The sequence below is a fragment of the Verrucosispora sp. WMMD1129 genome (genome assembly GCF_029581255.1).
GTDB classification, from domain to species: Bacteria; Actinomycetota; Actinomycetes; order Mycobacteriales; family Micromonosporaceae; genus Micromonospora; species Micromonospora sediminimaris.
On the sequence record NZ_CP120741.1, the window covers coordinates 149,171 to 171,460 of the forward strand.

A 22,290-nucleotide genomic window follows, 5' to 3' on the forward strand; every position below is an offset into this window, starting at 1 on the left:
TCGGGGCGCGGCATACGCCGCGCCCCGATGCTCCCAGGCCCCTCCCGGCCGGTGCGGCGGAATGTGGCACGCCGGCCTTCGGACCGACCCGACGATGACTGGCTGTCCCCGCCTGACCGTTGTCTACTGGCCGTGCACCCCATCCTGCCCGTACACCGGTAACCGCGGCCGGTTCGCGCCGCCCCGCCGACCCCCGCCCGCTGGACCTGGCCGCCGCGACTGAACATGCACCGTGTCGCTCGGCCAGCGGACGAAGGGACGAAGCGAACAACAGCCGCTTCCCGTGGTAGGACTCAAAGACGGTACGTGGCCCACCCCCGGCCTTGTCAACCCACCCCCGACGAGTCGCCGCACCACCCCGGCGTGTCGCGGCGGCGCCACCGCGGCGGCAACCCCAACAACCACCCGCCGACCTGCCCGCGACCGCCGCCGTCCACCCTGGTCAAACGAGCAACGACCGCAACAACCCCCGAGCCGCCACCGGATGCCCGTCGGCGAGCAACCCGGCGGCGGCCAGCACATAGTCGGTGTCCACCACCGGCCGCGCCGCCCGCGGCAACGCCCACCCACCGGCATGGTCGGTCAACACCGCGTCCAACACCCCGGCCGCGTCGTTGGCCGGAGCGTGCCGCAGCACCCCACCGGAACCGACCAGCAGTCGCACATCCCGCAGATCCCGGCCGGCCCGCTCACCGGTGCCCACCCCACGGGCATGCCGACGCAACGCCACCGTCGCCGCCAACGCCGCGATCCGGGCATCGACCGCCCGCCCCGCGGCGTCGCCCGGCAGGAAACCGGGATCGGCGGCACGCACCGCGGCCTCAGCCGCCAACCCGTCGACCGCCCCCGCCGCGAGCAGACGTTCCTCCACGGCCGCCCGCACCACCCCCGGGGCGCTCCACCGCACCCCCAGATCCCCCTCGACCGTCCGAGCCCGCCACAGCTCACCGGCCACCTCCCGGCCCGGCCCACTGGCCCGCTCATCCGGCGTGAGCACCGAATACACGTCCGTCGTCGCGCCACCCACGTCGACCACCACCAGGTCACCGCCGGCCACGTCGGCCAGCACCTCCACCCCCGACAGCACCGCGTCCGGCGTCGCCGCCCGCACCAGCCGGGCAAACCGGCCACCCCGCGACAACCCCTTACCGCCGATCACATGCCGCAGGAACACCTGCCGGATCGCCGACCGCGCCGACAACGGCGCCAACACCCCGATGCGGGGCAGCACATTGTCGGCCACCGTCACCGGCACCCCCGCCCCGGCCAACAACCCGTGCAGGTCGGCACGGACATCGACGTTGCCCGCCAACACCACCGGCACCCGCCACCGGGCCCGCGCCAACCGCGTCGCATTGTGCGTGAGCGTCTCCGCGTCCCCGCCGTCCGTGCCACCCACCAGCAGCACCACGTCCGGGCGGGCCGCCCGCAACGCCGTCAACTCCGCCCGACCCAGCCGCCCGGCCGCCACATGCACCACGTCCGCCCCCGCCGACAGGCCGACCCGCCGACCCGCCTGCGCGGTCACCAACGGCTCGTAGCCGATCACCGCCAGCCGCAACCCGCCACCGGCCGACGAACACACAAACCACGGCACCTCACCCGAGCCGAGCCCCACACCCGCCGCACCCACCGCCGCGTCCAGCCCATGCAGCACATCCGACGCCACAGTGGTGGGCACCGCCGCCGCCGACACCAACCCACCACCGGCCAGGTCGACCACCGCCACCTTCGTGTACGTCGAACCCACGTCGGCGCAGACCGCGACGTTCACACCGCAGCAGGCACGACCACCGTGCCGGTCGCCGTCACCGCCACCAACGGCTCGGCCAACACCTCCGCCGCCGACGAACCCCGATCCGGCCGCCCCCGACACACCACCCGGGCCTCGAAGTCGATGGTGCGGCTCCGGGTACCCACCCGGGTCACCGTGGCCACCACCTCCAGCACGTCACCAGCCCGCATCGGCGCCTTGAACTGCACATCCGAATACGACGCGAACAACCCCTCGTCCCCGTCGGTACGGATACACACCTCGGTGGCCACATCCCCGAACAAACCCAACGCGTACGCCCCATCGACGAGATCACCCGCGTAGTGCGCGTGCGCGTACGGCACATACCGCCGATGAGTCACCGTCACACCCAACCGCCGGTCAGTCATGCCACCGTCGCCTTCCTACCCGTGATCAACGCGTGGACCAGATAGGACGCCACCTCACCCGGAGTCGTCCCCCGACCGAAGATCCGATCCACCCCCAGCTCAGCGGCCTGAGACTCGTCGAACCGCGGCCCACCCACAATCAACAACGGCCGCCGCCCCGCCGGCATCGCCTCCCGGAACGCCGCCGACATCTCCCGCGTGTTGTGCAGATGCGCATCCCGCTGCGTCACCACCTGCGACACCAGCACCGCATCGGCCCGCGCCACCCGCGCCGCCTCCACCAACTCCGGCACACTCACCTGCGCACCCAGGTTCGTCACCGACAACTCCCGGTAGTACTCCAGACCCTTCTCCCCCGCGATCCCCTTCACATTGAGAATCGCGTCGATACCCACCGTGTGCGCGTCCGTGCCGATACACGCCCCCACCACCGACAACTTCCGCCGCAACCGCCGCTTGACGACCGCATTGACCTCCTTGGCGCTGAGCAACGGGAAGTCCCGCTCCACCACCCGCACCGCCGACAGGTCCACCAGATGGTTCACCCGCCCGTACACCACAAAAAACGTGAACCCGTCACCGATCGGCTTCGCGTGCACCAGCAACGCCGGGTCCACACCCATCTTGTTCGCCAACTGCACCGCCGCACCCTCGGCCCGCTTGTCATGCGGCACCGGCAACGTGAACGACACCTGCACCATGCCGTCACCGGTGGTGTCCCCGTACGGCCGGACGATCTTCTGACCGCTCACGGCCGGACCTCCTCGGACCGCGACCCCGGCACCCGCCCGCCCGCACCCGGCTGCTCCAGGACCTCCGTGGCCGGGTTGTAGTAACCCGCCTCATGCCGCGCCACCCCGTCCAGACCCTTACCCCGATCCGCCGGCCGCTTCATGATCCCGAACGTGCCCTCGGCGATCGCCGTCAACAACGACTGCGCACCGATCCGCTCCAACAACCCCACCGCCTCGGCCAGCACCCGATGGGCGCGCTGCTGGATGAACCCACCCGGCGCCGGCACGAAATCCTCGTGCAACCCACCCGCCGCACCGAGCACGTACCGCACGTTCTGCAAGGCGATGTCCCGGTCCGACAACCACGGCGTCACCACCGCCTCCGTCATCATCCCCACCAGCAGGATGCCCTGCCCCGTCATGGTGCCCACCAGATTGAAGAACCCGTCCAGCAGATTCCCCCGGAACACATCCCCGGTCATGTGCTTCGTCGGCGGCATCCACTTCAACGGCGCATCCGGAAACAACTCCCGCGCCAGCAACGCGTGCGCCAACTCCAGGCGAAACGACTCCGGCACATCCGGGTTGATCTCAAAAGCGTGCCCCAACCCCAACTGCCAGTCCGCCAACCCCGCCTCATGCGCGAAATACTCGTTCAGCAACTGCGACACCGTCACCGTGTGCGCCTCGTCCACCGCATCCGCAGTGGTCAGGTAGTTGTCCTCACCGGTGTTGATAACGATCCCCGCCCGCGCGTGCACCTGCCGCGAAAACCGCTGATCCACGAACGTCCGCACCGGATTGATGTCCCGGAACAGAATCCCGTACATCGAATCGTTGAGCATCATGTCCAACCGCTCCAGACCCGCGAGCGTCGCCATCTCCGGCATGCACAACCCCGACGCGTAATTCGTCAGCCGCACATACCGACCCAACTCCTTCGACGACTCGTCCAACGCCGCCCGCATCAACCGGAAGTTCTCCTGCGTCGCATACGTGCCCGCGAACCCCTCCCGGGTCGCCCCCTCCGGCACGTAGTCCAGCAACGACTGCCCCGTCGACCGGATCACCGCGATCACATCCGCCCCGGCCCGCGCCGCCGCCTGCGCCTGCGGAATGTCCTCGTAGATGTCCCCCGTCGCCACGATCAGATAGATCCACGGCCGCTGCCTCGGATCCCCGTACCGCCTCACCAACCGGTCCCGCTCGGCCCGCCGCCGATCGATCCGCCGGATCCCCGCCGCCACCGCCCTACGGGCGGCCCGCCGCGCCGCCGTCGCCGCCCGACCCGACGGCACCTGGAACCGCACCGACCCCGCCGCCGCCTTCTGCGCCAGCAACGTCACATCCGTGGTCTGCTCCCGCACCAGCGCGTCGAACACCGGCAACGCCACCCCGTGACCCAACCCGACATCCGCCACCACCGCATCCACCAGCCGGTTCACCCACGGAATACCGTCCGGATCCGCGCCGACCACCCCGGCCAGCCGCAACACCGCCCGCTCCACCGACACCGTCGTGTGGCTACGCGCCAACTCCACCACCGGCCGCCCGGCCCGCCGCGCCAACTCCCGCGCCCGCGCCACCAGCACCGGATCCAGATCAAGCTTCCCCGTCACGCGGACCCTTCCTCATAGATCACCTCACCGCGCAGCACCGTGCGCCGGCACACCGGCAACGGCGTCGGATCATCCGCGCCACGCGCCTCCAGATCCGCGGCCTGCAACACCGGCAACCCCCGCTCCACCCCACCCGGCGTGGACCACACCGCGAACGTCGCCGGCGCACCCAACGCCAGAACCCCCTCGTTGTCCAGATGCACCGCCCGCCAACCACCCCGCGTATGCGCCGCGAACGCCGCCCGCACACTCATCCGCTGCACCGGATTGTGATGCGCCACCGCCGCCCGCACCGAACCCCACGGATCCAACGGCGTCACCGGCGAATCCGACCCGAACGCCAACGCCACCCCGACCCCGTGCATCGCACCCATCGGATTCGAAGCCAACGACCGCGCCAACCCCAACCGCGACTCGTACATCCGGCCCGCGCCACCCCACAACCGGTCGAACGCCGGCTGCATCGACGCCACCACCCCGAACTCCACGAACCCGGCGATCAACCGCCGATCCACGATCTCCGCGTGCTCCACCCGATGCCGCGCCGCCCGCAACCGATCCGTACCCAACCGCCGCGCCGCCCCCGCGAAACCCTCCAGCACCGTCGACACCGCCGCGTCACCGATCGCATGGAACCCGCCCTGCATCCCGTGCGCCGAACAATCCAACAAATGATCACGAACCTGGTCCGCGCTCAGATAACCGTGACCACACCCGTCACCATCGACATACGGCTCCGACAGATGCGCCGTCCGCGAACCCAACGCACCATCGGCGAACAGATCACCACCGGCACCGACCGCACCCAACTCCCGCGCCCGCGCCGCACCACCCAACTCACCCCAGTACCCGTACACCTCCGGCACCCCCGCACCGGAAATCCCCAACAGGCCAGTGAAATCCTCCTCGTCGGAAATCTCCGGCCCACCACACTCGTGCACCGCCGCGATCCCCACCGACGCCGCATGCCCCAACGCCACCCGCTGCGCCGCCACCCGCTGCGCCCGCGTCACCGACGCCCGCGCCACCGCCCGCACCACATGATGCGCGTCCCGACGCAGCCAACCCGACTCGTCGTACCCAGGCGCGGCAACCGCCTCCGGACACGCCGCCAACAACGCCTCCGACACCAACGCCGAATGAATCGACGCCTGCGACAGGTACACCCGCCGACCACCGGCCGCCCGCCCCAACTGCGCCGCCGACGGCGGCTGCGCCACCGCCCACGTCGACTCGTCCCACCCGTGACCCAGCACCACCGCGTCCGCCGGCAGCCCCGCCGCGTACGCCGACACCGCGTCCAACAACTCACCGGCCGACCGCGCCCCGGACAGATCCAGCCCGGACAACACCAGACCCGTGTCGCTGACATGCACGTGCGCATCCACGAAAGCCGGCGTCACCAACGCACCGTCCAGCTCCACCACCCGGTCCGCCGACGGAGCGTCGGCATCCAAACCCAGCCACACGATCCGCCCGTCACGGACCAGCAACGCCGTCGCGGACGGATCCGCCGGACAGTGCAACACACCAGCGCGGTACAACGTCGAGGGGTTGTTCGTCATGAGCTCAGTCTGCCGCCAGCCGAGCCTCGAACAGCCCACGCACCCCCGGCTCACCCCGCAGCAGACCCAACGCCAACTCCGCGTGCCCCGGCACGTACCCGTTGCCGACAAGCATCGTCACGTCCGCCGCCAGACCCTCCGCACCCAACGCCGCCGCCGCGAAGCTCGTCGCCATCGAGAAAAAGATCACCGTGCCGCCGTCCGCAGTCGCCAACACCGCCCCGTGCTCACAACCCGGCACATCCACGCACACCACCGTCACGTCCGCCGGCACCCCGAACGCCGACGTCACCGCCGTCGACAACGCCACCGGATCACGGGCGTCGGCCAACACCACCGCATCGGCCAGACCCGCCGCCACCAGCGCCTCGCGCTCCGCGACCACCGGCACCACCCCGACCGTACGGCCCGCGCCCGCCCGCCGCGCCGCCGCCAGCGCCAACGAACCGCTCTTGCCCGCGCCGCCGACCACCGCCACCGTCACCGGTCGGGCCTCCCCCTCGACCGCCCGCTCGGCCACGTACCGGGACACCACCCGCGACGTCAACGCCGGCGCACCACACACGTCCAACACCGCCAGAGACAGCTGCGGATCCAGATCCCCCGGCAGCACCGCCGCGACCGACCGGGCGAACAGAATCGCCCACCCCGCACACGGCACCTGCTCGCTCCGGCCATCCCAGCCGGCCAACCCGTCGGTCACCACCAGCGGAGTCAACGTCAGCGACACCAGCGTGGCCACCCGCTCGCCCGCCTTGAGCCCCAACGGCGAACGTCGCCCCGCCTCCTCGACCGTGCCGATCAGCATGCCGCCCGACCCCGTCACCGGGTTCTGCATCTTTCCCCGGGTCGCGATGATGTCGAGCACCTCGGCCCGGATCGCGTCGCCGTCCCCGCCGTGCTTGACGGACAACTGCCGGAAACTCGCCGCGTCCAGATTCAGCCGCTCCACCCGGATCCGCACCTCGTTCGGCGCGATCTCCTGACGCGTGTCGAGCCGCCAGGCCGCCTGAGGCAACACGCCCCCGGGCTCCAGGACGCGATGCAGACCCACTGGTGACGTCACGCCAACCTCCCCTGTCTGACCGCCTGAAACTTCGCCTTGGACTCGCATGGCGGGAAAACTTACGGCAGAATAATTTCTCAACCGAAATTTTTCCAGTAGCCTTCGGTTCGCCGATCACCCAGGCAGACCAGAGGAGGGGCCGTGACCCAGACCCGACCGCCGGTGCAGACCATCCCGGCACCCCCGCCGGCCCCCACCACCCTCACCGGCCAGCCCTACGAATACCGCCGCAGCCCACTCGTCGAACCCGACTGGACCCGCTTCCCCGGCTGGCGCGACGTAACCCGCGACCAGTGGGAAAGCGCCCAGTGGCAACGCGTCAACTGCGTCAAGAACATCAAGCAGCTGCGCACCGTGCTCGGCCACACCGTCGACGACACCTTCTACGCCGACCTCGAAGCCGACCAGCGCGCCCTGGCCACCATGTCCATGCTGGTGACCCCACAAATGATCAACACCATGGCACCGTACGGCCCACCCACCACCGACGCGCTGCTCGCCGACCCCATCCGGCGCTACATGATCCCCGTCGCCTCCGACCGACGCACCGACTGGCCGTCCCACCCCTACGCCACCCGCGACTCCCTGCACGAACACGACATGTGGGTCGCCGAGGGCCTCACCCACCGCTACCCCACAAAGGTCCTCGCCGAACTGCTCTCCACCTGCCCGCAGTACTGCGGGCACTGCACCCGCATGGACCTGGTCGGCAACTCCACCCCCACGGTGGACAAGCTCAAGCTCAGCCTGAAACCCGTGGACCGCTACGACGCCCACATCGGCTACCTCCGAGCCCACCCCGGCGTACGTGACGTCGTGGTCTCCGGCGGCGACGTGGCCAACGTGCCCTGGCGCAACCTTGAGTCGTACCTGATGCGCCTACTGGAGATCGAAACCATCCGCGACATCCGGCTCGCCACCAAGGCCCTCATGGGCCTGCCCCAACACTGGCTGCAACCCGACGTCGTCGAGGGCCTGGAACGGGTCGCCCGCACCGCCGCCCGCCGCGGCGTCAACCTCGCCATCCACACCCACGTCAACCACGCCCAGTCGCTGACCCCGCTGGTCGCCCGGGCCGCCCAGACCGCCCTCGACATCGGCGTCCGCGACGTACGCAACCAGGGCGTGCTGATGCGCGGAGTCAACGCGACAAGCACCGACCTGCTCGACCTCTGCTTCGCACTACAGGGCGAGGCGGGCATCCTGCCCTACTACTTCTACATGTGCGACATGATCCCCAACGCCGAGCACTGGCGGGTGCCGGTCTGGCACGCCCAGCAGCTCCAGCACGACATCATGGGCTACCTGCCCGGGTACGCCACCCCACGGATCGTCTGCGACGTGCCCTTCGTCGGAAAACGCTGGGTGCACATGGTCACCGAGTACGACCGGGAACGCGGCATTTCCTACTGGACGAAGAACTACCGCACCTCCATCGAGTCCGCCGACCTGGAGGCGCTGAGCAAGCGCTACGCCTACTACGACCCGATCGACACTCTCCCGGAGGCCGGTCAGCAGTGGTGGCGCGTCCACCGCGACGACTGAACCAGCTCAGCGCCCGGCCGGACGGCGCCTCCTCCGCCAAACCGCGCCACACCGCGAAGTGGGCCGCCGGATCATTCCGGCGGCCCACTTCCGTACCGGGCGATCACTTGTTGAAAGCGTCCTTCGCGTTGCGCCCGGCCTCCTTGACGTTCTCACCGACCTGACGGGCGCGAGCATCGCTCTGCTGGTTGGCGCCCTCGGCCCGCATGCGCTCGTTGTCGGTCATGTCGCCGATCCGCTCCCTGGCGGCACCGCTCAGTTCCTCGACCTTGTTCTTCGCCTTGTCGGTGAAGCTCATGTCGCCTCCCTGCCTGATTTCGGCGGTTCGCGGAGCGGATCGCTCCGCTCTTTGTGGTGTCCCCCCGTGCTGTGGCCTGAAACGGTCTCGCCAGCCGTGGTGGGTGGCACAATCGCTGAGGCATCCTAGGACACTAGGGGTATCGTTCGGACGCGGTCGGGCAGCTCAGCGAGCGACGCGCCCCGGCCGATCCCGCCGCCGCCCGGCAACGGGCACGGTGTCCTGGTTGACTGAGGGCATGGGCCAACGAATCCAGACAATCGGCATGACGGGGTCGTGCCTTGCCCGGAAGCGACCTGCGACGGCATGAACGACATCCTGCTCATCCGGCACGGCGAGACCACGTGGAGCGCGAGCCGCCGTCACACCTCGTACACCGATCTCAACCTCACGCCCGACGGTGAGCGGCAGGCCCGCGCGCTCGGACCGGTCCTCGCCGGACGGCGGTTCGTCGCGGTGCTGACCAGCCCACGCATCCGGGCGCTGCGCACCGCGCAGCTGGCCGGGCTGGCCGTCACCGGTTCCGACGACGACCTCGCCGAATGGCACTACGGCGACTACGAGGGCCGCACCACCGCCGAAATCCAGGACGAACGTCCCGGGTGGAGCGTCTGGACCGACGGATGCCCGGGCGGCGAGTCGCCCGGCGAGGTGGGCGAACGCCTGGATCGGCTGCTCGCCAGGCTGCATCCCCTGCTCGACCGGGGCCCCGTCGCGTTGGTCGGACACGCGCACGCGCTGCGGGTGCTGGGCGCCCGCTGGGTCGGCCTGCCGCCGTCCGCAGGCGGGCTGTTCCGCCTGGACACCGCCACCCTCAGCCTGCTCGGACACGAACACGGCCGGCGGGTGATCCTCCGCTGGAACCAACCCGTCGCCCAGCCCACCGTGCCGGCCACCGGGTCAGCCGGTCGGCACTGACCCGTCGGAGAGCAAAGCTCCGGCAGCAGGCCGGCTCGATGACCGAACAACACCGGCTCCGGCCGGCGCGAGGCCGGGCCGGAGCCGGTACGAGAACCGCTGTCGAACTCAGAGGTAGCGGGACGCCTCGTCCAGGAAATGCTGGGCGTAGCGCTCCGGCGGAATGTCGCCGAGGTAGTACTTCTTGATGTCCTGTCGGGTGGAGGCCAGCGGATCGGCGCCGAGGAGGTCATCGAGGATCGCATCGAGCCCCTTGACCCGGCCGCCGTGGGCGTCGATGACATAGCTGGCCCGCCCCAGCGGGAACTCGTCGGTGAACGTGTCCGCCGGCGTCGAGACGGCCACCATCGCGAAGGGCTTCTCCGAGTACAGGTAGTCGGCCACCACACTCGACACGTCCGACACCATCGCGTCGGACGCGTTGAAGCAGTCCATCACCGACATCTTCACCTCGGCCTGCTTGCCGAAGACGTGCGGCCGCCCGTTGGCCTTGCGGTCCTCGGCCAGCAGCGCCTGGATCCGCTCACACTCACGGCCCAGCGCCGGATTCCGGTTGCTGTACGGGTGTGGCCGGAAGACGATGCTGCAACCGCGCTCGACCAGCGCCTTGACGATGTCGTAGCCGACGTGCAGTGACGAGTAGTTGGAGTCGGCGTAGAAACCCGCCCAGGTCGGCGCGTAGAGCACCCGGGGGTTGGCGATCGAGGCGATCGGCTTGGCCGCCACCGCCACGTTCTCCACCTGGGGTCGCCCGACGACGCTGAACATCTCGATCGGCATCTTCACGCCGTTGGCCGCGAAGCGGTCGATCGCGGCCTGGCCGGCGACGAAGTTCTTGTCGTACATCCGGAAGACCGGGTTGTGACTCGGCACCTTGTCGCTGTCGCCGTGGTTGAGCTGGATGTGCGTCAGGTTCGTGTACCGCAGGAGGTGGTTGTTCTTCGTCGCGGTGTTCACGTAGAAGGCGGCCCGCATGGACGGGGTGACCACACTGTCCATGTCCTCCAGGGCGGTGCGCAGCACCACCGGGGCCTTGGTCAGCGCCGCCACCTCGCTGAAGTTGGCCTCACCGCGCACCAGCACGAAGAATTTACGACCGAGCCGCTCCAGGTAGGGCAGCCACATCGCGACCTGGTACGCGGTGCCGGCCGGTGCGGTCCAGTGCACCACGAACGCCGGTTCGTAGGCGGTGAGCGCCTTGGTGAGGTTCCGCTCACTTGTCCGCCGCGCCCGCACCCGGGCCAGCCCCTGCCACAAGGTGAACAACGACAGGCCGAGCGCGGCCGCCGACACCGCCGCGGCGATCAACCCGAGGTTGCCGATGAAGGCGCAGACGAGCACCACCAGCACCGCGGCACCGTTGACCAGCACCGCGCGGCTCGTGTTCGGACGCCGATAGGGCCGCGCGCCGATTCCCGGCAGATTGGCCGTCACCGGGTACGCGGCACGGGAAATGAACCCCATCGGTGTCTCGCTGAGCACCGCCAATCCGGCCAGGGCCACGCCGACGGCGAGCGCGAGGTCGACGCCGCCGTGCACCGCGCCGAGCAGGTACGCGCTGGCCAGCAGCAGGACGCGCGGCACGGCGGCCTTCGAGGTGGACGCCGCTCCTTCGCGCCACGTCCAGGCCAGCAGACCGACTGCCAGCACGGCCGGCGGCAACGCCCAGAGCCGGGAACCGCCCACCGCCGCCAGCAGCAGCGCGGCGAGCGCCGACACGTCGATCGCCGTGGAGGTGATGCGCCCCCCCGTCTTCGACGCCACCCATGCCCCCAGTCGGGACGTGTTCGGAGCCGCAGTCGTCACCGACGGCCCCCCGTGGACAACGGGTTGATCCGCAGCACCCGCCCCATCCGACCCCGCCAGCTCGCCAGCGACTCCTGCTGCACCCTGAGTTCCTTCTCCAACTCGGTTACCCGCTCCTCAAGCGTCCTCTGTCCGCGCGGTTCGCGGAACGGTGGTTCGAATTCGTAGGCGCGGCGCTCCAGGTCGCCCTCGTGCCCCTGCCGTAGCCAACGCAGCCGGGACATCACCTGACGCCGCCCGACCACGTCCGAGGCCATCAGCGTGTGCACCGGGCCGGGGAACGGGGCAGCGGCGAGCGCCTCGTCGTAGGCCGGGTTCGCCTTGCCCGGCTGGAACACGTGCTCAAGGTCGTTGTGCTCGAGGAACCGCACGTAGGTCTCGAAGGTCTCGGCCTGACGCGGACCGAAGGCGTCGAAGTCCGCTTCCTCGTAGAGCCGCTGCGCGTCGACGTCCGGCGGCAGCTCCGAGTAGAGGCGGTACGGGATGCCGTGGTACTCGGAGAGTTCGACGGTGCGGGAGTCGTGCGCCAACACCACCGACGGCGTGCCCGCCAGCACGCCCGCGACGTTGCCGTGGATGCGCGTGCCGAAGGCGAAGTGCTGCTCGGCCATGAAGTCGACCCAGGTCGAGGCATCGACGAAGAACCGCATCCGGTCGTTCTCGTACAGCGGATGCTCGGTGTGGATGGGCATCCGCTTGTTGGGGACCTTGGCCGGATTCTCGCCCCACAACATGAGCGCCAACCGGTGATGCTGCTGCGGCACGATGACGCTGTTGGGGTACCGGTCGGTGTTCGCCTCGACCAGTCGGTCGACACCCTTGACCTTCGGCGTGTACGAGATGGCGATCGGGCTGTCGTAGGCCAGCCGGTCCACCTTGCGTACCAACGGTCCCAGCGGCCCGTTGCCGAACATCGACGGGCAGCCGATCACCCGCACGTGCTCGTCGCCGAAGCCGAGATACTTCAGCATGCGTGCCGTGTACTCACCGCGCACACCGATGGAGGCCGACCGGTTGAGAACGGCCCGGGTGAACCGCGTGACGATCTTCTTGTAGTTGTCGGGGAGCGAGTCGAACTCGGTGCCGTACGGCAGCTGCGCGCCGATGCCGACCACCGTGACCGGGATCTTCAACCGCTCGATGACCTTGGCGAGACGCTCCAGGTGCGGCAGGAAGGTGTCCCGGTACGAGTTCGCCATCGGCAGGACGAACCGGTCGAACTCTTCGTTTGTCCGGTTGATGTAGGTGCCCAGGTGCACCGGACGCTCATGCACGTAGGAGTTGGCGACCACCTCGGCACCGGGCACGCTCAGCACCCGGAACACCGCGCTGTAGAACAGCATGTTCCCAGAGTTTGACCCGAAGACACCCAACCGAGAGGTGGACAGGCTTTGCTCGTGGGACAGCACGGTCAACGGGCTCTTGCCGGCACGGATGAGAATGCGTGTCATGAGCGGACTCCGGCCGCCGGCTGGCTGGAACGCGATCGCATCGATCGGTACATCTCATCCTCCCCTTCGAGACACGCGAGGCGACCCGGACACCGGGCGGCACGAACCGCCCCGGCGTCCCGGTCATGATCCGGGTCTCACCTTCCGCCGAACCAGGGATGGATCCTAGCCCCGTCTCCTGGGTCGCAGCGGCACCGGGTGTTCCGGGTCAGTCCGCCTGTGCGCCAGCTGCGGCGGGCGGTACGCCCCGGGTGCGATGGTGCGCCGCCGGGTCGAGGGTGATCTTGGGCGGTCGGTGCTCGTACGGGGTGGACAGCACCACTGTCGTCCGGGTGGTGACGTTGGCCGCCGTCCTGATCTCCTGGAGCACTCGCTCCAGGTCGACCGGACCGGCCACCCGGACCAGCAGCAGGTAGAAGTCCTCCCCCGCCACCGAGTAGCACGAGTCGATCTCCGGCAGGTGAGCCAGCCGTTCCGGCGCGTCGTCCGGCTGGGACGGATCGAACGGCCGGATCGCCACGAACGCCGTCAGGGGCAGGTCCAGCGCCTCGAAGGAGACCCGCGCGGCGTAGCCCTTGATCACCCCACGCTGCTCCAGCCGACGCACCCGCTGATGCACCGCCGAGACCGACAGGCCGACCTTCTCCGCCAGGTCCGTGTACGACAGTCGGCCGTCCGCGGTCAGCGCCACCACGATGGCGCGGTCGATCTCCTCCACGGCGTGCAACCTACCGGGTACGACAGGTCGACGCGACTGACAAAGCCGCCCGCCGTCGCGTTCGGCGGGCGGATGGTCGCGTTCGGTCAGCCCTTCGCCAGCGCGCGGGAGATCACCAGCCGCTGGATCTGGTTGGTCCCCTCCACGATCTGCAGCACCTTCGCCTCCCGCAGGTACCGCTCGACCGGGTGGTCGGCGACGTATCCCGCGCCGCCGAGCACCTGCACCGCGTCGATTGTCACCCGCATCGCCACATCCGTGGCAAACAGCTTCGCCTTGGCCGCCTCGATCGAGTACGGCCGCCCGGCGTCGCGTAGCCGGGCCGCGGCCAGCGTCAACGCCCGCGCGGCGGAGATCTGGGTGGCGAGGTCGGCCAGGGTGAACCCGAGCCCCTGGAAGTCGATGACCGACCGGCCGAACTGCTCGCGTTTTCGGGCGTAGTCCACCGCGTAGTCAAGCGCCGCCTGGGCCAGCCCGACCGCGCAGGCCGCGATGCCCAACCGACCGGAGTCCAGGGCCGACATGGCGATGGTGAAACCCGCCCCGTCGCCGCCGATCAGCCGGTCGGCCGGCACTCGGGCCTCGTCGAAGACGAGCTGCGCCACCGGAGAGGAGCGCAGCCCCATGGTGCGCTCCGCGGCCTGCGGGTGGATACCCGGCGTGGCCCGGTCGGCGAGCAGGCAGGAGACGCCCTTCGGGCCGGGGCCGCCGGTACGGCAGAAGATGTTGTAGAAGTCGGCCACCTGCGCGTGGGTGATCCACGCCTTGGTGCCGGTGACGACATAGCCGTCGCCGTCGCGCACCGCCCTGGTGGTCAGTGCCGCGGCGTCCGACCCGCCCTGCGGCTCCGACAGGCAGTACGCCCCGAGCAACTCGCCGCCGATCATGTCGGGCAGCAGCTTGCGCTGTTCCGCGCTGCCGAACGCGGCGACCGGGTAACAGGACAGGGTGTGCACGCTGACCGCCTCGGCCACGGCCAGCCAGCGGCTGGCCAGGATCTCCAGCACCTGCAGGTAGACCTCGTACGGCTGGGCGGCGCCGCCGTACTCCTCCGGGTACGGCAGGCCGAGCAGTCCCGCCCGGCCCAGCGTGCGCAGCACCTCCCGGGGAAACTCGGCCCGCTGCTCGTACTCGGTCACCTTCGGCGCGAGTTCCCGATCGGCCAGCTCGGTGGTCAGCTCCAGCAGGTCGCGAGCCTCGTCGGTGGGCAGGATCCGGTCGACAGTCATAGCGCGATGAGCTCCGTGGGGGTGGTGTTGAGCCGTCGTACGCCGTCCGTCGTGCAGACGACGATGTCCTCGATCCGGGCGCCGTGCCGCCCGGCCAGGTAGATGCCCGGTTCGACGGAGAAGGCCATTCCCGCCGCCAGCGGGCGGTCGTTGCCGGCCACCACGTACGGCTCCTCGTGGCCGTCCAGGCCGATGCCGTGTCCGGTGCGGTGCAGGAAGGCGTCGCCGTAGCCCGCCGCGGTGATCGGTTCGCGGGCGGCGGCGTCGACCGCGGCGGCGCTCACCCCGGGGCGGACCGCCGCGACGGCGGCGCGCTGCGCCTCGTGCAGCACCGCGTAGTAGTCCACGAACTCGGCAGGTGGTGGCCCACCTGGGCAGTAGGTGCGGGTGCAGTCGGAGCGGTAACCCGAGGCCATGGTGCCGCCGATGTCCACCACGACCGGCTCACCCGCGCCGATGGGCCGGTCGGAGGTGCCGTGATGCGGGCTGGCGCCGTTCGGTCCGGCGGCCACGATGACGAAGTCGACAGTGACATGGCCTTCCGCCCTGATCGCGGCGGCGATGTCGGTGGCCACCTCCACCTCGGTCCGCCCTGGTCGCAGCCACTCCCCCATTCGGGCGTGCACCGCGTCGATCGCCGCGCCGGCCTCGGCGAGCGCCTCCACCTCGGCGGCCGACTTGTGGATGCGCAGCTCCCGCAGGACGGTCGAGGCGAGCCGCTGCCGGGCGTCGGGGAGCACCGCACGCAGCGCCAGCACCTGCTCGGCCCACATCCGGTCGGCCAGGCCGACCGCGCCGACCGGCCCGCCGAGAGCGGCGGTCACCAGTGGGTACGGGTCCGTGCCGTCCGGGTGGTCGACGAGGCGTACCCCGGTGGCCGGCGCCGGGGAGGCCTCGGCCGCCGGCCGCTCCAGGGTCGGCACGACAAGCGTCGGCTCGCCCTCGGCGGGCAGCACCAGCAGGGTCAGCCGCTCACCGGCGTGCGCGTCGTAGCCGGTCAGGTAGCGCAGGTCGGATCCGGGGCTGAGCAACAGCGCGTCCAACCCGGCGGCGGCGACGGCGCGCTGCGCCGTGGTCAACCGCTGCGGCGGATACAACTCCTCGAACCCCACACCGCTAGCTTAACGGTCGTTTGGGCCGACTGGCGCGGACGGTGCCGGACCGCCACGACACACCGGTCAGGAATCGAGAAGCACCGACCACCGGGACGTCACTAGCTTGACCAGGGTAGATCCCCGGCCGGGCAGCCGCTCGGGCCGGTGCGGAGAGTCAACCGGGAGGTTCGTGATGAGTGGGAGCAACTGGATCCGGCAGACCCATCGGTGGCTGGCGATCGTGTTCACGGTGACCGTCATCGTCACCTTCGTCGCGCTCGCGCAGGAGAATCCGGTCGAGTGGATCGCGTACCTGCCGCTGCTGCCGCTGGCGCTGCTGATGATCACCGGCCTGTACCTGTTCGTGCTGCCGTACGTCGCCAAGCGCCGCCGGCGGGCTACGGCTGGCGGAAGCTGAGGGCACCGCGGGGTCAGTCCGTCAGCCAGAGGCAGAACGGGTGGCCGTCCGGGTCCAGGCAGACCCGGACGTCCTCCTGGGGCTGAGCAGCGGCGAGCGTCGCCCCGCAGGCAAGCGCGTGCTCCAGCGCCGCCGGCAGGTCCTGCACCCCGATCTCCAGGTGCATCATCATCTGCTGCCGGCCGGGCTGCGCCGGCCAACTCGGCCGCACGTACGCGCGTTCCCGCTGGAAGGACAGCCCGACCCCGCCGTCGGCGGCACGCAGGATCACGTCGTCTGCCTCCTCGACCGCGATGTCCCAGCCGAGCAGGCGCGCGTAAAAGCGGGCCAGGGCCGCCGGGTCGGGCGTGTCGAGGTTGACCGTGGTCAGCGTCAGCCGGGTCGGTACGGTCATCGGCTCCTCCTTCGTCGCTGCACCGGACCGCACCGTCGACCTGCCGTGCGCCGTGAAAGTCGGTGCGGTGTGCCAGGCTGTCGGACGTGACAGCGCAGACCCCGATCATGCTCATCGACGCGCCCAGTCTCTACTTCCGGGCGTACTTCGGCATTCCCGAGTCCGCCGCGAGGACGGCCGACGGCCAGCCGGTCAACGCGGTACGCGGGTTCCTCGACATGCTCGCCCAACTGGTGCGCACCCGGCGGCCGGGGCGGATGGTGTGCGCGATGGACCACGACTGGCGGCCCGACTGGCGGGTCGCGCTGCTGCCGTCGTACAAGGCGCACCGGGTGGCGCCCGAGGGCGGCGAGGTGGTGCCGGACACCCTCTCCCCGCAGGTGCCGATGATCCTGGAGGTGCTCGACGCGCTGGGTGTGACAGTGGTCGGCGCGACCGGCTACGAGGCCGACGACGTGCTCGGCACCCTCTCGGTCACCCAGCCCGGGCCGGTCGAGGTGGTCTCCGGCGACCGGGACCTGTTCCAGCTGATCGACGACGCCCGGGGCGTACGACTGCTCTACGTCGGGCGGGGGGTGGCCAAGCTGGAGGACTGCGACGACGCCGCGGTGCGGGCCCGCTACGGCGTGCCGGCCGACAGGTACGCCGAGTTCGCCGCGCTACGCGGCGACCCGTCCGACGGGTTGCCCGGGGTGGCCGGCGTCGGTGAGAAGACCGCGGCCCGGCTTGTCGACAGGTACGGCGACATCGCCGGCATCCTCGCTGCCCTGGACGACCCGGCCGCCGGCTTCGCACCCGGGTTGCGCACCAAGCTCGACGCGGCCCGGGACTACCTGGCCGTGGCGCCGAAGGTCGTCAAGGTCGCCCTGGACGTGCCGCTGCCGCCGCTGGCCACCGAGCTGCCGGTGTCGCCGGCCGACCCGGAACGGCTGCTCGACCTGGCCGAGCGGTGGAACCTCGCCGGCTCCACCCGACGCCTGGTCGACGCGCTCGCCACCCGCAGCACGACGAGCTGACCCGCCTCCAGGCCGGCCCGGGCGACCATCCGGCCCGGGGGCGACCGGTTGCGCCGCCGTTCAGACGACCTCGCGCAGGTAGCCGTCGATGGCGGCGGCCAGGATCTGCTCGCCGGGGCGTGCCCAGACCTCGGCGTTGAAGACCTCCACCTCGACCGGGCCGGCGTAGCCGGCCGCGTCGACCGCCTCGCGTAGCCGGCGCAACTCGATGCAGCCGTCGCCGGGCAGCGCCCGGCCGAGCAGCGCCCCCTCCGGCAGCGGGGTGATCCAGTCGCAGACCTGGAACGCGGCGATCCACTCCCCCGCGCGGGCGATCTGGTCGTGGACGGTGTCGTCCCACCACACGTGGTACGCGTCCACCACCACACCGACCACGCCCGGGTCGAACCGCTCGGCGATGTCCAGCGCCTGACCGAGGGTGGAGATCACGCACCGGTCGGCGGCGAACATCGGGTGCAGCGGTTCAATGGCCAGGGTCACCCCGGCGGCGTCGGCGTGCGGGGCGAGTTCGGCTATCGCGTCGGCGACCCGGGCGCGGGCGCCGACGATGTCCCGGCTGCCGGCGGGCAGGCCGCCGGAGACCAGGACCAGCACCGGTGCGCCGAGAGTGGCCGCCTCGTCGATGGCGCGCAGGTTCTGCTCCCGCCAGTCGTCGGCGGTGAAGAACCCGCCCCGGCACAGGGTGGTGACCGCCAGCCCGGCGTCGCGGACCAGTTTCGCGGCGCGGCCAAGACCGTACTCGGCGACCGGTTCCCGCCACAGGCCGACGCCCGGCACGCCGGCGGCGACGCAACCGGCGACCACGTCCGGCAGCGGCCAGTGCTGGGCGGTCGCCTGGTTGAACGAGAACCGGCGCAGGGCCGCCCGGCTCGCCGGCCCGGCCCCGTGAGCCCGCTCAGCCGCGTGAGCAGGCCCGGTCACTGGGGCACCCCGGCCACGGTGAAGAAGGCCCGGGCGCGGGCGGCAGCCAGCTCGGCGTCGGGCAGCAGCCCGGCGGCGTCGGCGAGGCTGAGCAGGGTGCCCAGGTGCTCCGGTGAACGGCCGGACTGCAATCCGCCGACCATTGTGAAGTGCTCCTGATGCCCGGCCAGCCAGGCGAGGAAGACGATGCCGGTCTTGTAGTACCAGGTGGGTGCGGCGAACAGGTGCCGGGCCAGCGGCACGGTAGGAGCGAAGATCTCGTCGTACCGGGTCAGGTCACCGCGGTCGAGGGCGGCGAACGCGGCCGACGCGGCCGGCGCGATTGCGGCGAAGACCCCCAACAGCGCGTCGGAGTGGCCGGCGTCGTCACCCCGGATGAGTTCCGGGTAGTGGAAGTCGTCGCCGGTGTAGAGGCGTACGCCCGCTGGCAGCCGGCGGCGCAACGCCACCTCACGCCCGGCGTCGAGCAGCGACACCTTGATGCCGTCCACCCGGGCCGCGTGGGCCTTGAGCAGCTCGACGACGGTGTCGGCGGCCAGGTCCAGGTCGGCGGTGCCCCAGTAACCGGACAGCGCCGGGTCGAACATCGGACCGAGCCAGTGCAGCACCACCGGCCCGTCGGCGGCGTGCAGCAGTTCGTCGTACACCCGCAGGTAGTCCTCGGGGCCGCGGGCGGCCGCGGCCAGGTGCCGGCTGCACATCAGCACCGGCACCGCCCCGGCGGCCTGCACGTCTTCGAGCTGCGCCCGGTAGGCGGCGGTGACCTCGGCGAGCGTCGCCGGGCCGGGCGGCAACTGGTCGGTGGTGGCTCCGGCAACGATCCGCCCACCGACGGACCGGGCCTCCGCCGCGCTGCGGCGGATCAGCTCCCGGGTGGCCGGGTAGTCCAGACCCATGCCGCGCTGCGCGGTGTCCATCGCCTCGGCCACCCCCAGGCCGTACGACCACAGGTGCCGACGGAAGGCGAGGGTGCGGTCCCAGTCCAGGACCGCCGGGGTGCCCGGGGTGTTGTCGGCGGCCGGGTCGGCCACCACGTGCGCGGCGGCGTACGCGACGCGGGTGCGCGGCGGGCCGTCGGGGCGGGGATGCCCGCTGCCGCCGGACAGCCGGATCCGCCGGCCGCCGGGCAGGGTCACCTCGGCGCTACCGAGCCTGCTGGTTCGCTCGCTCACAGGGCCAGCTCCGGCACCTCGACGCGGCGTCCCTCACGGGCCGACAGCAGGCCCAGCTCGGCCAACTGCACGCCACGGGCGCCGGCCAGGAAGTCCCACGGGAACGGTTCGCCGGTGGCGACGTGCCGCAGGAACGCCTCCCACTGCACCTTGAAGCCGTTGTCGAAGTCCTCGTTGTCCGGCACCTCCGTCCACTGCGAACGGAAGTCCTCGGTGGCGGGCAGGTCAGGGTTCCAGACTGGCTTCGGGGTGACCGCCCGGTGCTGCACCCGGCAGCGCCGCAGCCCGGCCACCGCGCTGCCCTCGGTGCCGTCGACCTGGAACTCGACAAGCTCGTCGCGGTGCACCCGGACGCACCAGGACGAGTTGAGCTGGGCGATGACGCCGCCCGCCAGCTCGAAGGTGCCGTAGGCGGCGTCGTCGGCGGTGGCCTCGTAGGGCCGCCCGGCCTCGTCGACCCGCCTGGGAATGTGCGTGGCGATGGTGGCCGAGACGCTGCGTACCTCGCCGAACAGCTCCGCGAGCACGTAGTGCCAGTGCGGGAACATGTCCACCACGATGCCGCCACCGTCGGCGGCCCGGTAGTTCCACGACGGGCGCTGTGCGGGCTGCCAGTCGCCCTCGAACACCCAGTAGCCGAACTCGCCGCGTACCGACAGCACCTGGCCGAAGAAGCCGCCGTCGAGCAGTCGCTTGAGCTTGCGCAGCCCCGGCAGGAAGAGTTTGTCCTGCACCACGCCGGTGCGTACGCCGGCCGCCCGGGCGGCACGCGCCAGGTCCAGGGCGGCGGCGGTGTCCTCGGCGAGGGGCTTCTCGGTGTAGATGTGCTTGCCGGCCTCGATGGCCTGTCGGATGGCCTTCTCCCGCTGCTGGGTCACCTGCGCGTCGAAGTAGATCTGGATGTCGTCGCGGGCCAGGGCGGCGTTCAGGTCGGTGGTCCAGTCGTCCAGGCCGTGCCGTTCGGCGATCTCGCGCAGCTTGGCCTCGCTGCGGCCGACGAGGACGAGATGCGGCCAGACGGTGGTGCCGTCGGCCAGCGGCACACCACCGGCGGAACGGATGGCCAGCAGGGAGCGCACCAGATGCTGCCGGTATCCCATCCGGCCGGTGACGCCGTTCACGATGATGCCGATCGACCTGCGGGTCATGAGGGTCCTTCCGTCGTAGGCGCTCGTACCGATCAGGTAAGCGCTTTCCTGCACAGGTTAGGCGGTGCCGCGACGGCCAGGCAAGGGCTTACCCAACCGCGGTACTTTCGGCCGTCGCAGCCGTCGCCGGGGACGGCGGCAGGAACAAACCGCTGGCCATCTCGCCGCCCCAACGAGGATCATCACTGGATGGCTGACCAGTCAGACGAGATCGTCGCGTACTACACGGACCGCTACCGCGAGGATCTGCGGCTCGCCGCGCGGCCACAGGCCCGGCTGGAGCGGACCCGGACGTTGGAACTGCTGCGCGCGTACCTGCCGACGCCGCCCGCTCGGATCCTGGACGTCGGCGGAGGGCCCGGTGCGTACGCCCGGGCCCTCGTCGCCCTCGGCTACCGGGTACGCCTGCTCGACCTGGTGCCGGCGCACGTCGAACAGGCCCGCGCCGGCAGCCCCGCGATCGACTCGGATGTCGCCGACGCCCGCGCGCTGCCCGAGGAGGACGACAGCTACGACGCCACCCTGCTGCTGGGGCCGCTGTACCACCTGCCGCAGCGCGCCGACCGGTGTCGGGCTCTGGCCGAGGCGCTCCGCGTCACGCGACCCGGCGGACGCGTCCTCGCCGCCGCGATCTCGCGGTTCGCCGGGCCGCTCGACTTCGCCGCCACCGGGCGACTCGACGACCGGACGGTCGAGGAAGCCGAGGTGCTGCTCACCGACGGCCGGAACGACGCGCGTCTGGGTTTCACCCACGCCTACTTCCACCGGGTCGAGGAACTCCTCGACGAATGCCGTACCGCCGGGTTGGTCGAGCTGGCCGTCGACGGCGTCGAGGGACCGGCCTGGATCGCCGCCGAAGCGGCCGCGCACGGGCCGACGGCGGAGACCGTGTACGCCGCCGCCCTGCGGCTCGCCCACGTCTTCCGAGGGGAGCCGGCCCTGGTCGCGGCGAGCGCCCATCTCCTCGCCCGGGGCACGGTTCCCTGACCGCGCGGCGGAGACCGGACGGACCGCC

The 22,290-nt window shown here is 71.0% G+C and carries 21 protein-coding genes; 5 read left to right on the plus strand and 16 right to left on the minus strand.

Annotated elements, in window-relative coordinates; all coding sequences use genetic code 11:
- Positions 1-442: 442 nt before the first annotated feature.
- Genes O7624_RS00720 through O7624_RS00745 form a run of 6 tightly spaced genes read right to left on the minus strand, consistent with a single transcriptional unit; the run spans position 443 to position 7,147 of the window.
- Entirely contained in the window at positions 443-1,774 is a 1,332-nt protein-coding gene (locus tag O7624_RS00720; protein WP_282238483.1) for a glutamate mutase L, read from the minus strand.
- Positions 1,771-2,163 carry a hotdog domain-containing protein gene (locus tag O7624_RS00725; RefSeq protein WP_093402361.1) on the minus strand — a complete coding sequence of 131 codons (393 nt, stop codon included), beginning with the start codon at positions 2,161-2,163 and terminating at the stop codon, positions 1,771-1,773. Before O7624_RS00725 ends, O7624_RS00720 begins: the two co-directional genes overlap by 4 nt.
- Positions 2,160-2,915 carry an OAM dimerization domain-containing protein gene (locus tag O7624_RS00730; RefSeq protein ID WP_282238484.1) on the minus strand — a complete coding sequence of 252 codons (756 nt, stop codon included), beginning with the start codon at positions 2,913-2,915 and terminating at the stop codon, positions 2,160-2,162. Before O7624_RS00730 ends, O7624_RS00725 begins: the two co-directional genes overlap by 4 nt.
- Positions 2,912-4,516 carry a lysine 5,6-aminomutase subunit alpha gene (locus O7624_RS00735; RefSeq protein WP_282238485.1) on the minus strand — a complete coding sequence of 535 codons (1,605 nt, stop codon included), beginning with the start codon at positions 4,514-4,516 and terminating at the stop codon, positions 2,912-2,914. Before O7624_RS00735 ends, O7624_RS00730 begins: the two co-directional genes overlap by 4 nt.
- A complete protein-coding gene (locus O7624_RS00740) occupies positions 4,513-6,081 on the minus strand; it encodes an amidohydrolase family protein (protein WP_282238486.1) in 1,569 nt (522 codons plus the stop codon). The genes O7624_RS00735 and O7624_RS00740 overlap by 4 nt, the downstream gene beginning before the upstream one ends.
- A gap of 4 nt (positions 6,082-6,085) precedes the next feature.
- The gene (locus O7624_RS00745) at positions 6,086-7,147 is read right to left on the minus strand and encodes a zinc-binding alcohol dehydrogenase (protein WP_282238487.1); all 1,062 of its coding nucleotides are present in this window, start codon (positions 7,145-7,147) and stop codon (positions 6,086-6,088) included.
- A gap of 141 nt (positions 7,148-7,288) precedes the next feature.
- Between O7624_RS00745 and O7624_RS00750 the strand changes: the two genes are divergently transcribed.
- Positions 7,289-8,692: a lysine 2,3-aminomutase gene (locus O7624_RS00750; RefSeq protein ID WP_282238488.1), complete on the plus strand. Its 1,404-nt coding sequence runs from the start codon at positions 7,289-7,291 to the stop codon at positions 8,690-8,692.
- A gap of 103 nt (positions 8,693-8,795) precedes the next feature.
- Here O7624_RS00750 and O7624_RS00755 read toward each other — a convergent pair whose 3' ends face one another.
- Positions 8,796-8,990 (minus strand): CsbD family protein, encoded by a 195-nt coding sequence (locus tag O7624_RS00755; protein WP_282238489.1) that lies wholly within the window; start codon positions 8,988-8,990, stop codon positions 8,796-8,798.
- Positions 8,991-9,296: 306 nt separating this feature from the next.
- Here O7624_RS00755 and O7624_RS00760 point away from each other — a divergent pair, with 306 nt between their 5' ends.
- Positions 9,297-9,908 carry a histidine phosphatase family protein gene (locus O7624_RS00760; protein WP_282238490.1) on the plus strand — a complete coding sequence of 204 codons (612 nt, stop codon included), beginning with the start codon at positions 9,297-9,299 and terminating at the stop codon, positions 9,906-9,908.
- A 108-nt stretch (positions 9,909-10,016) separates the two neighbouring features.
- Here O7624_RS00760 and O7624_RS00765 read toward each other — a convergent pair whose 3' ends face one another.
- The 5 genes from O7624_RS00765 to O7624_RS00785 all read right to left on the minus strand — a co-directional run bounded on the left by O7624_RS00765 (position 10,017) and on the right by O7624_RS00785 (position 16,224).
- Positions 10,017-11,672, minus strand: coding sequence for a CDP-glycerol glycerophosphotransferase family protein (locus O7624_RS00765; protein WP_282238491.1), 1,656 nt, complete (start codon positions 11,670-11,672; stop codon positions 10,017-10,019).
- A 38-nt stretch (positions 11,673-11,710) separates the two neighbouring features.
- The gene (locus O7624_RS00770; protein ID WP_093402353.1) at positions 11,711-13,165 is read right to left on the minus strand and encodes a polysaccharide pyruvyl transferase family protein; all 1,455 of its coding nucleotides are present in this window, start codon (positions 13,163-13,165) and stop codon (positions 11,711-11,713) included.
- 208 nt (positions 13,166-13,373) lie between these two features.
- Complete coding sequence (locus O7624_RS00775) at positions 13,374-13,883, minus strand: Lrp/AsnC family transcriptional regulator (RefSeq protein WP_232511097.1); 510 nt, start codon at positions 13,881-13,883, stop codon at positions 13,374-13,376.
- A gap of 86 nt (positions 13,884-13,969) precedes the next feature.
- Positions 13,970-15,112, minus strand: a complete 1,143-nt coding sequence (locus tag O7624_RS00780; protein WP_282238492.1) for an acyl-CoA dehydrogenase family protein — start codon at positions 15,110-15,112, stop codon at positions 13,970-13,972.
- A complete protein-coding gene (locus O7624_RS00785; protein ID WP_282238493.1) occupies positions 15,109-16,224 on the minus strand; it encodes a Xaa-Pro peptidase family protein in 1,116 nt (371 codons plus the stop codon). Before O7624_RS00785 ends, O7624_RS00780 begins: the two co-directional genes overlap by 4 nt.
- A 175-nt stretch (positions 16,225-16,399) precedes the next feature.
- Between O7624_RS00785 and O7624_RS00790 the strand changes: the two genes are divergently transcribed.
- A complete protein-coding gene (locus O7624_RS00790) occupies positions 16,400-16,624 on the plus strand; it encodes a hypothetical protein (protein ID WP_282238494.1) in 225 nt (74 codons plus the stop codon).
- A 13-nt stretch (positions 16,625-16,637) separates the two neighbouring features.
- Here O7624_RS00790 and O7624_RS00795 read toward each other — a convergent pair whose 3' ends face one another.
- Positions 16,638-17,018 (minus strand): VOC family protein, encoded by a 381-nt coding sequence (locus O7624_RS00795; RefSeq protein WP_093402349.1) that lies wholly within the window; start codon positions 17,016-17,018, stop codon positions 16,638-16,640.
- 107 nt (positions 17,019-17,125) lie between these two features.
- Between O7624_RS00795 and O7624_RS00800 the strand changes: the two genes are divergently transcribed.
- Positions 17,126-18,034 (plus strand): 5'-3' exonuclease, encoded by a 909-nt coding sequence (locus tag O7624_RS00800; protein ID WP_282240502.1) that lies wholly within the window; start codon positions 17,126-17,128, stop codon positions 18,032-18,034.
- Between the two features lie 60 nt (positions 18,035-18,094).
- Here the strand turns inward: O7624_RS00800 and O7624_RS00805 are convergent, their stop codons facing one another.
- From O7624_RS00805 to O7624_RS00815, 3 genes are read right to left on the minus strand one after another with little or no spacing between them, the layout of a single operon-like run.
- Entirely contained in the window at positions 18,095-18,892 is a 798-nt protein-coding gene (locus tag O7624_RS00805) for a sugar phosphate isomerase/epimerase family protein (protein ID WP_282240503.1), read from the minus strand.
- 59 nt (positions 18,893-18,951) lie between these two features.
- Complete coding sequence (locus O7624_RS00810; RefSeq protein ID WP_282240504.1) at positions 18,952-20,067, minus strand: dihydrodipicolinate synthase family protein; 1,116 nt, start codon at positions 20,065-20,067, stop codon at positions 18,952-18,954.
- A 56-nt stretch (positions 20,068-20,123) separates the two neighbouring features.
- Entirely contained in the window at positions 20,124-21,275 is a 1,152-nt protein-coding gene (locus O7624_RS00815) for a Gfo/Idh/MocA family oxidoreductase (RefSeq protein WP_282238495.1), read from the minus strand.
- 189 nt (positions 21,276-21,464) lie between these two features.
- Here O7624_RS00815 and O7624_RS00820 point away from each other — a divergent pair, with 189 nt between their 5' ends.
- The gene (locus O7624_RS00820; protein WP_282238496.1) at positions 21,465-22,262 is read left to right on the plus strand and encodes a class I SAM-dependent methyltransferase; all 798 of its coding nucleotides are present in this window, start codon (positions 21,465-21,467) and stop codon (positions 22,260-22,262) included.
- Positions 22,263-22,290 lie beyond the last annotated feature (28 nt).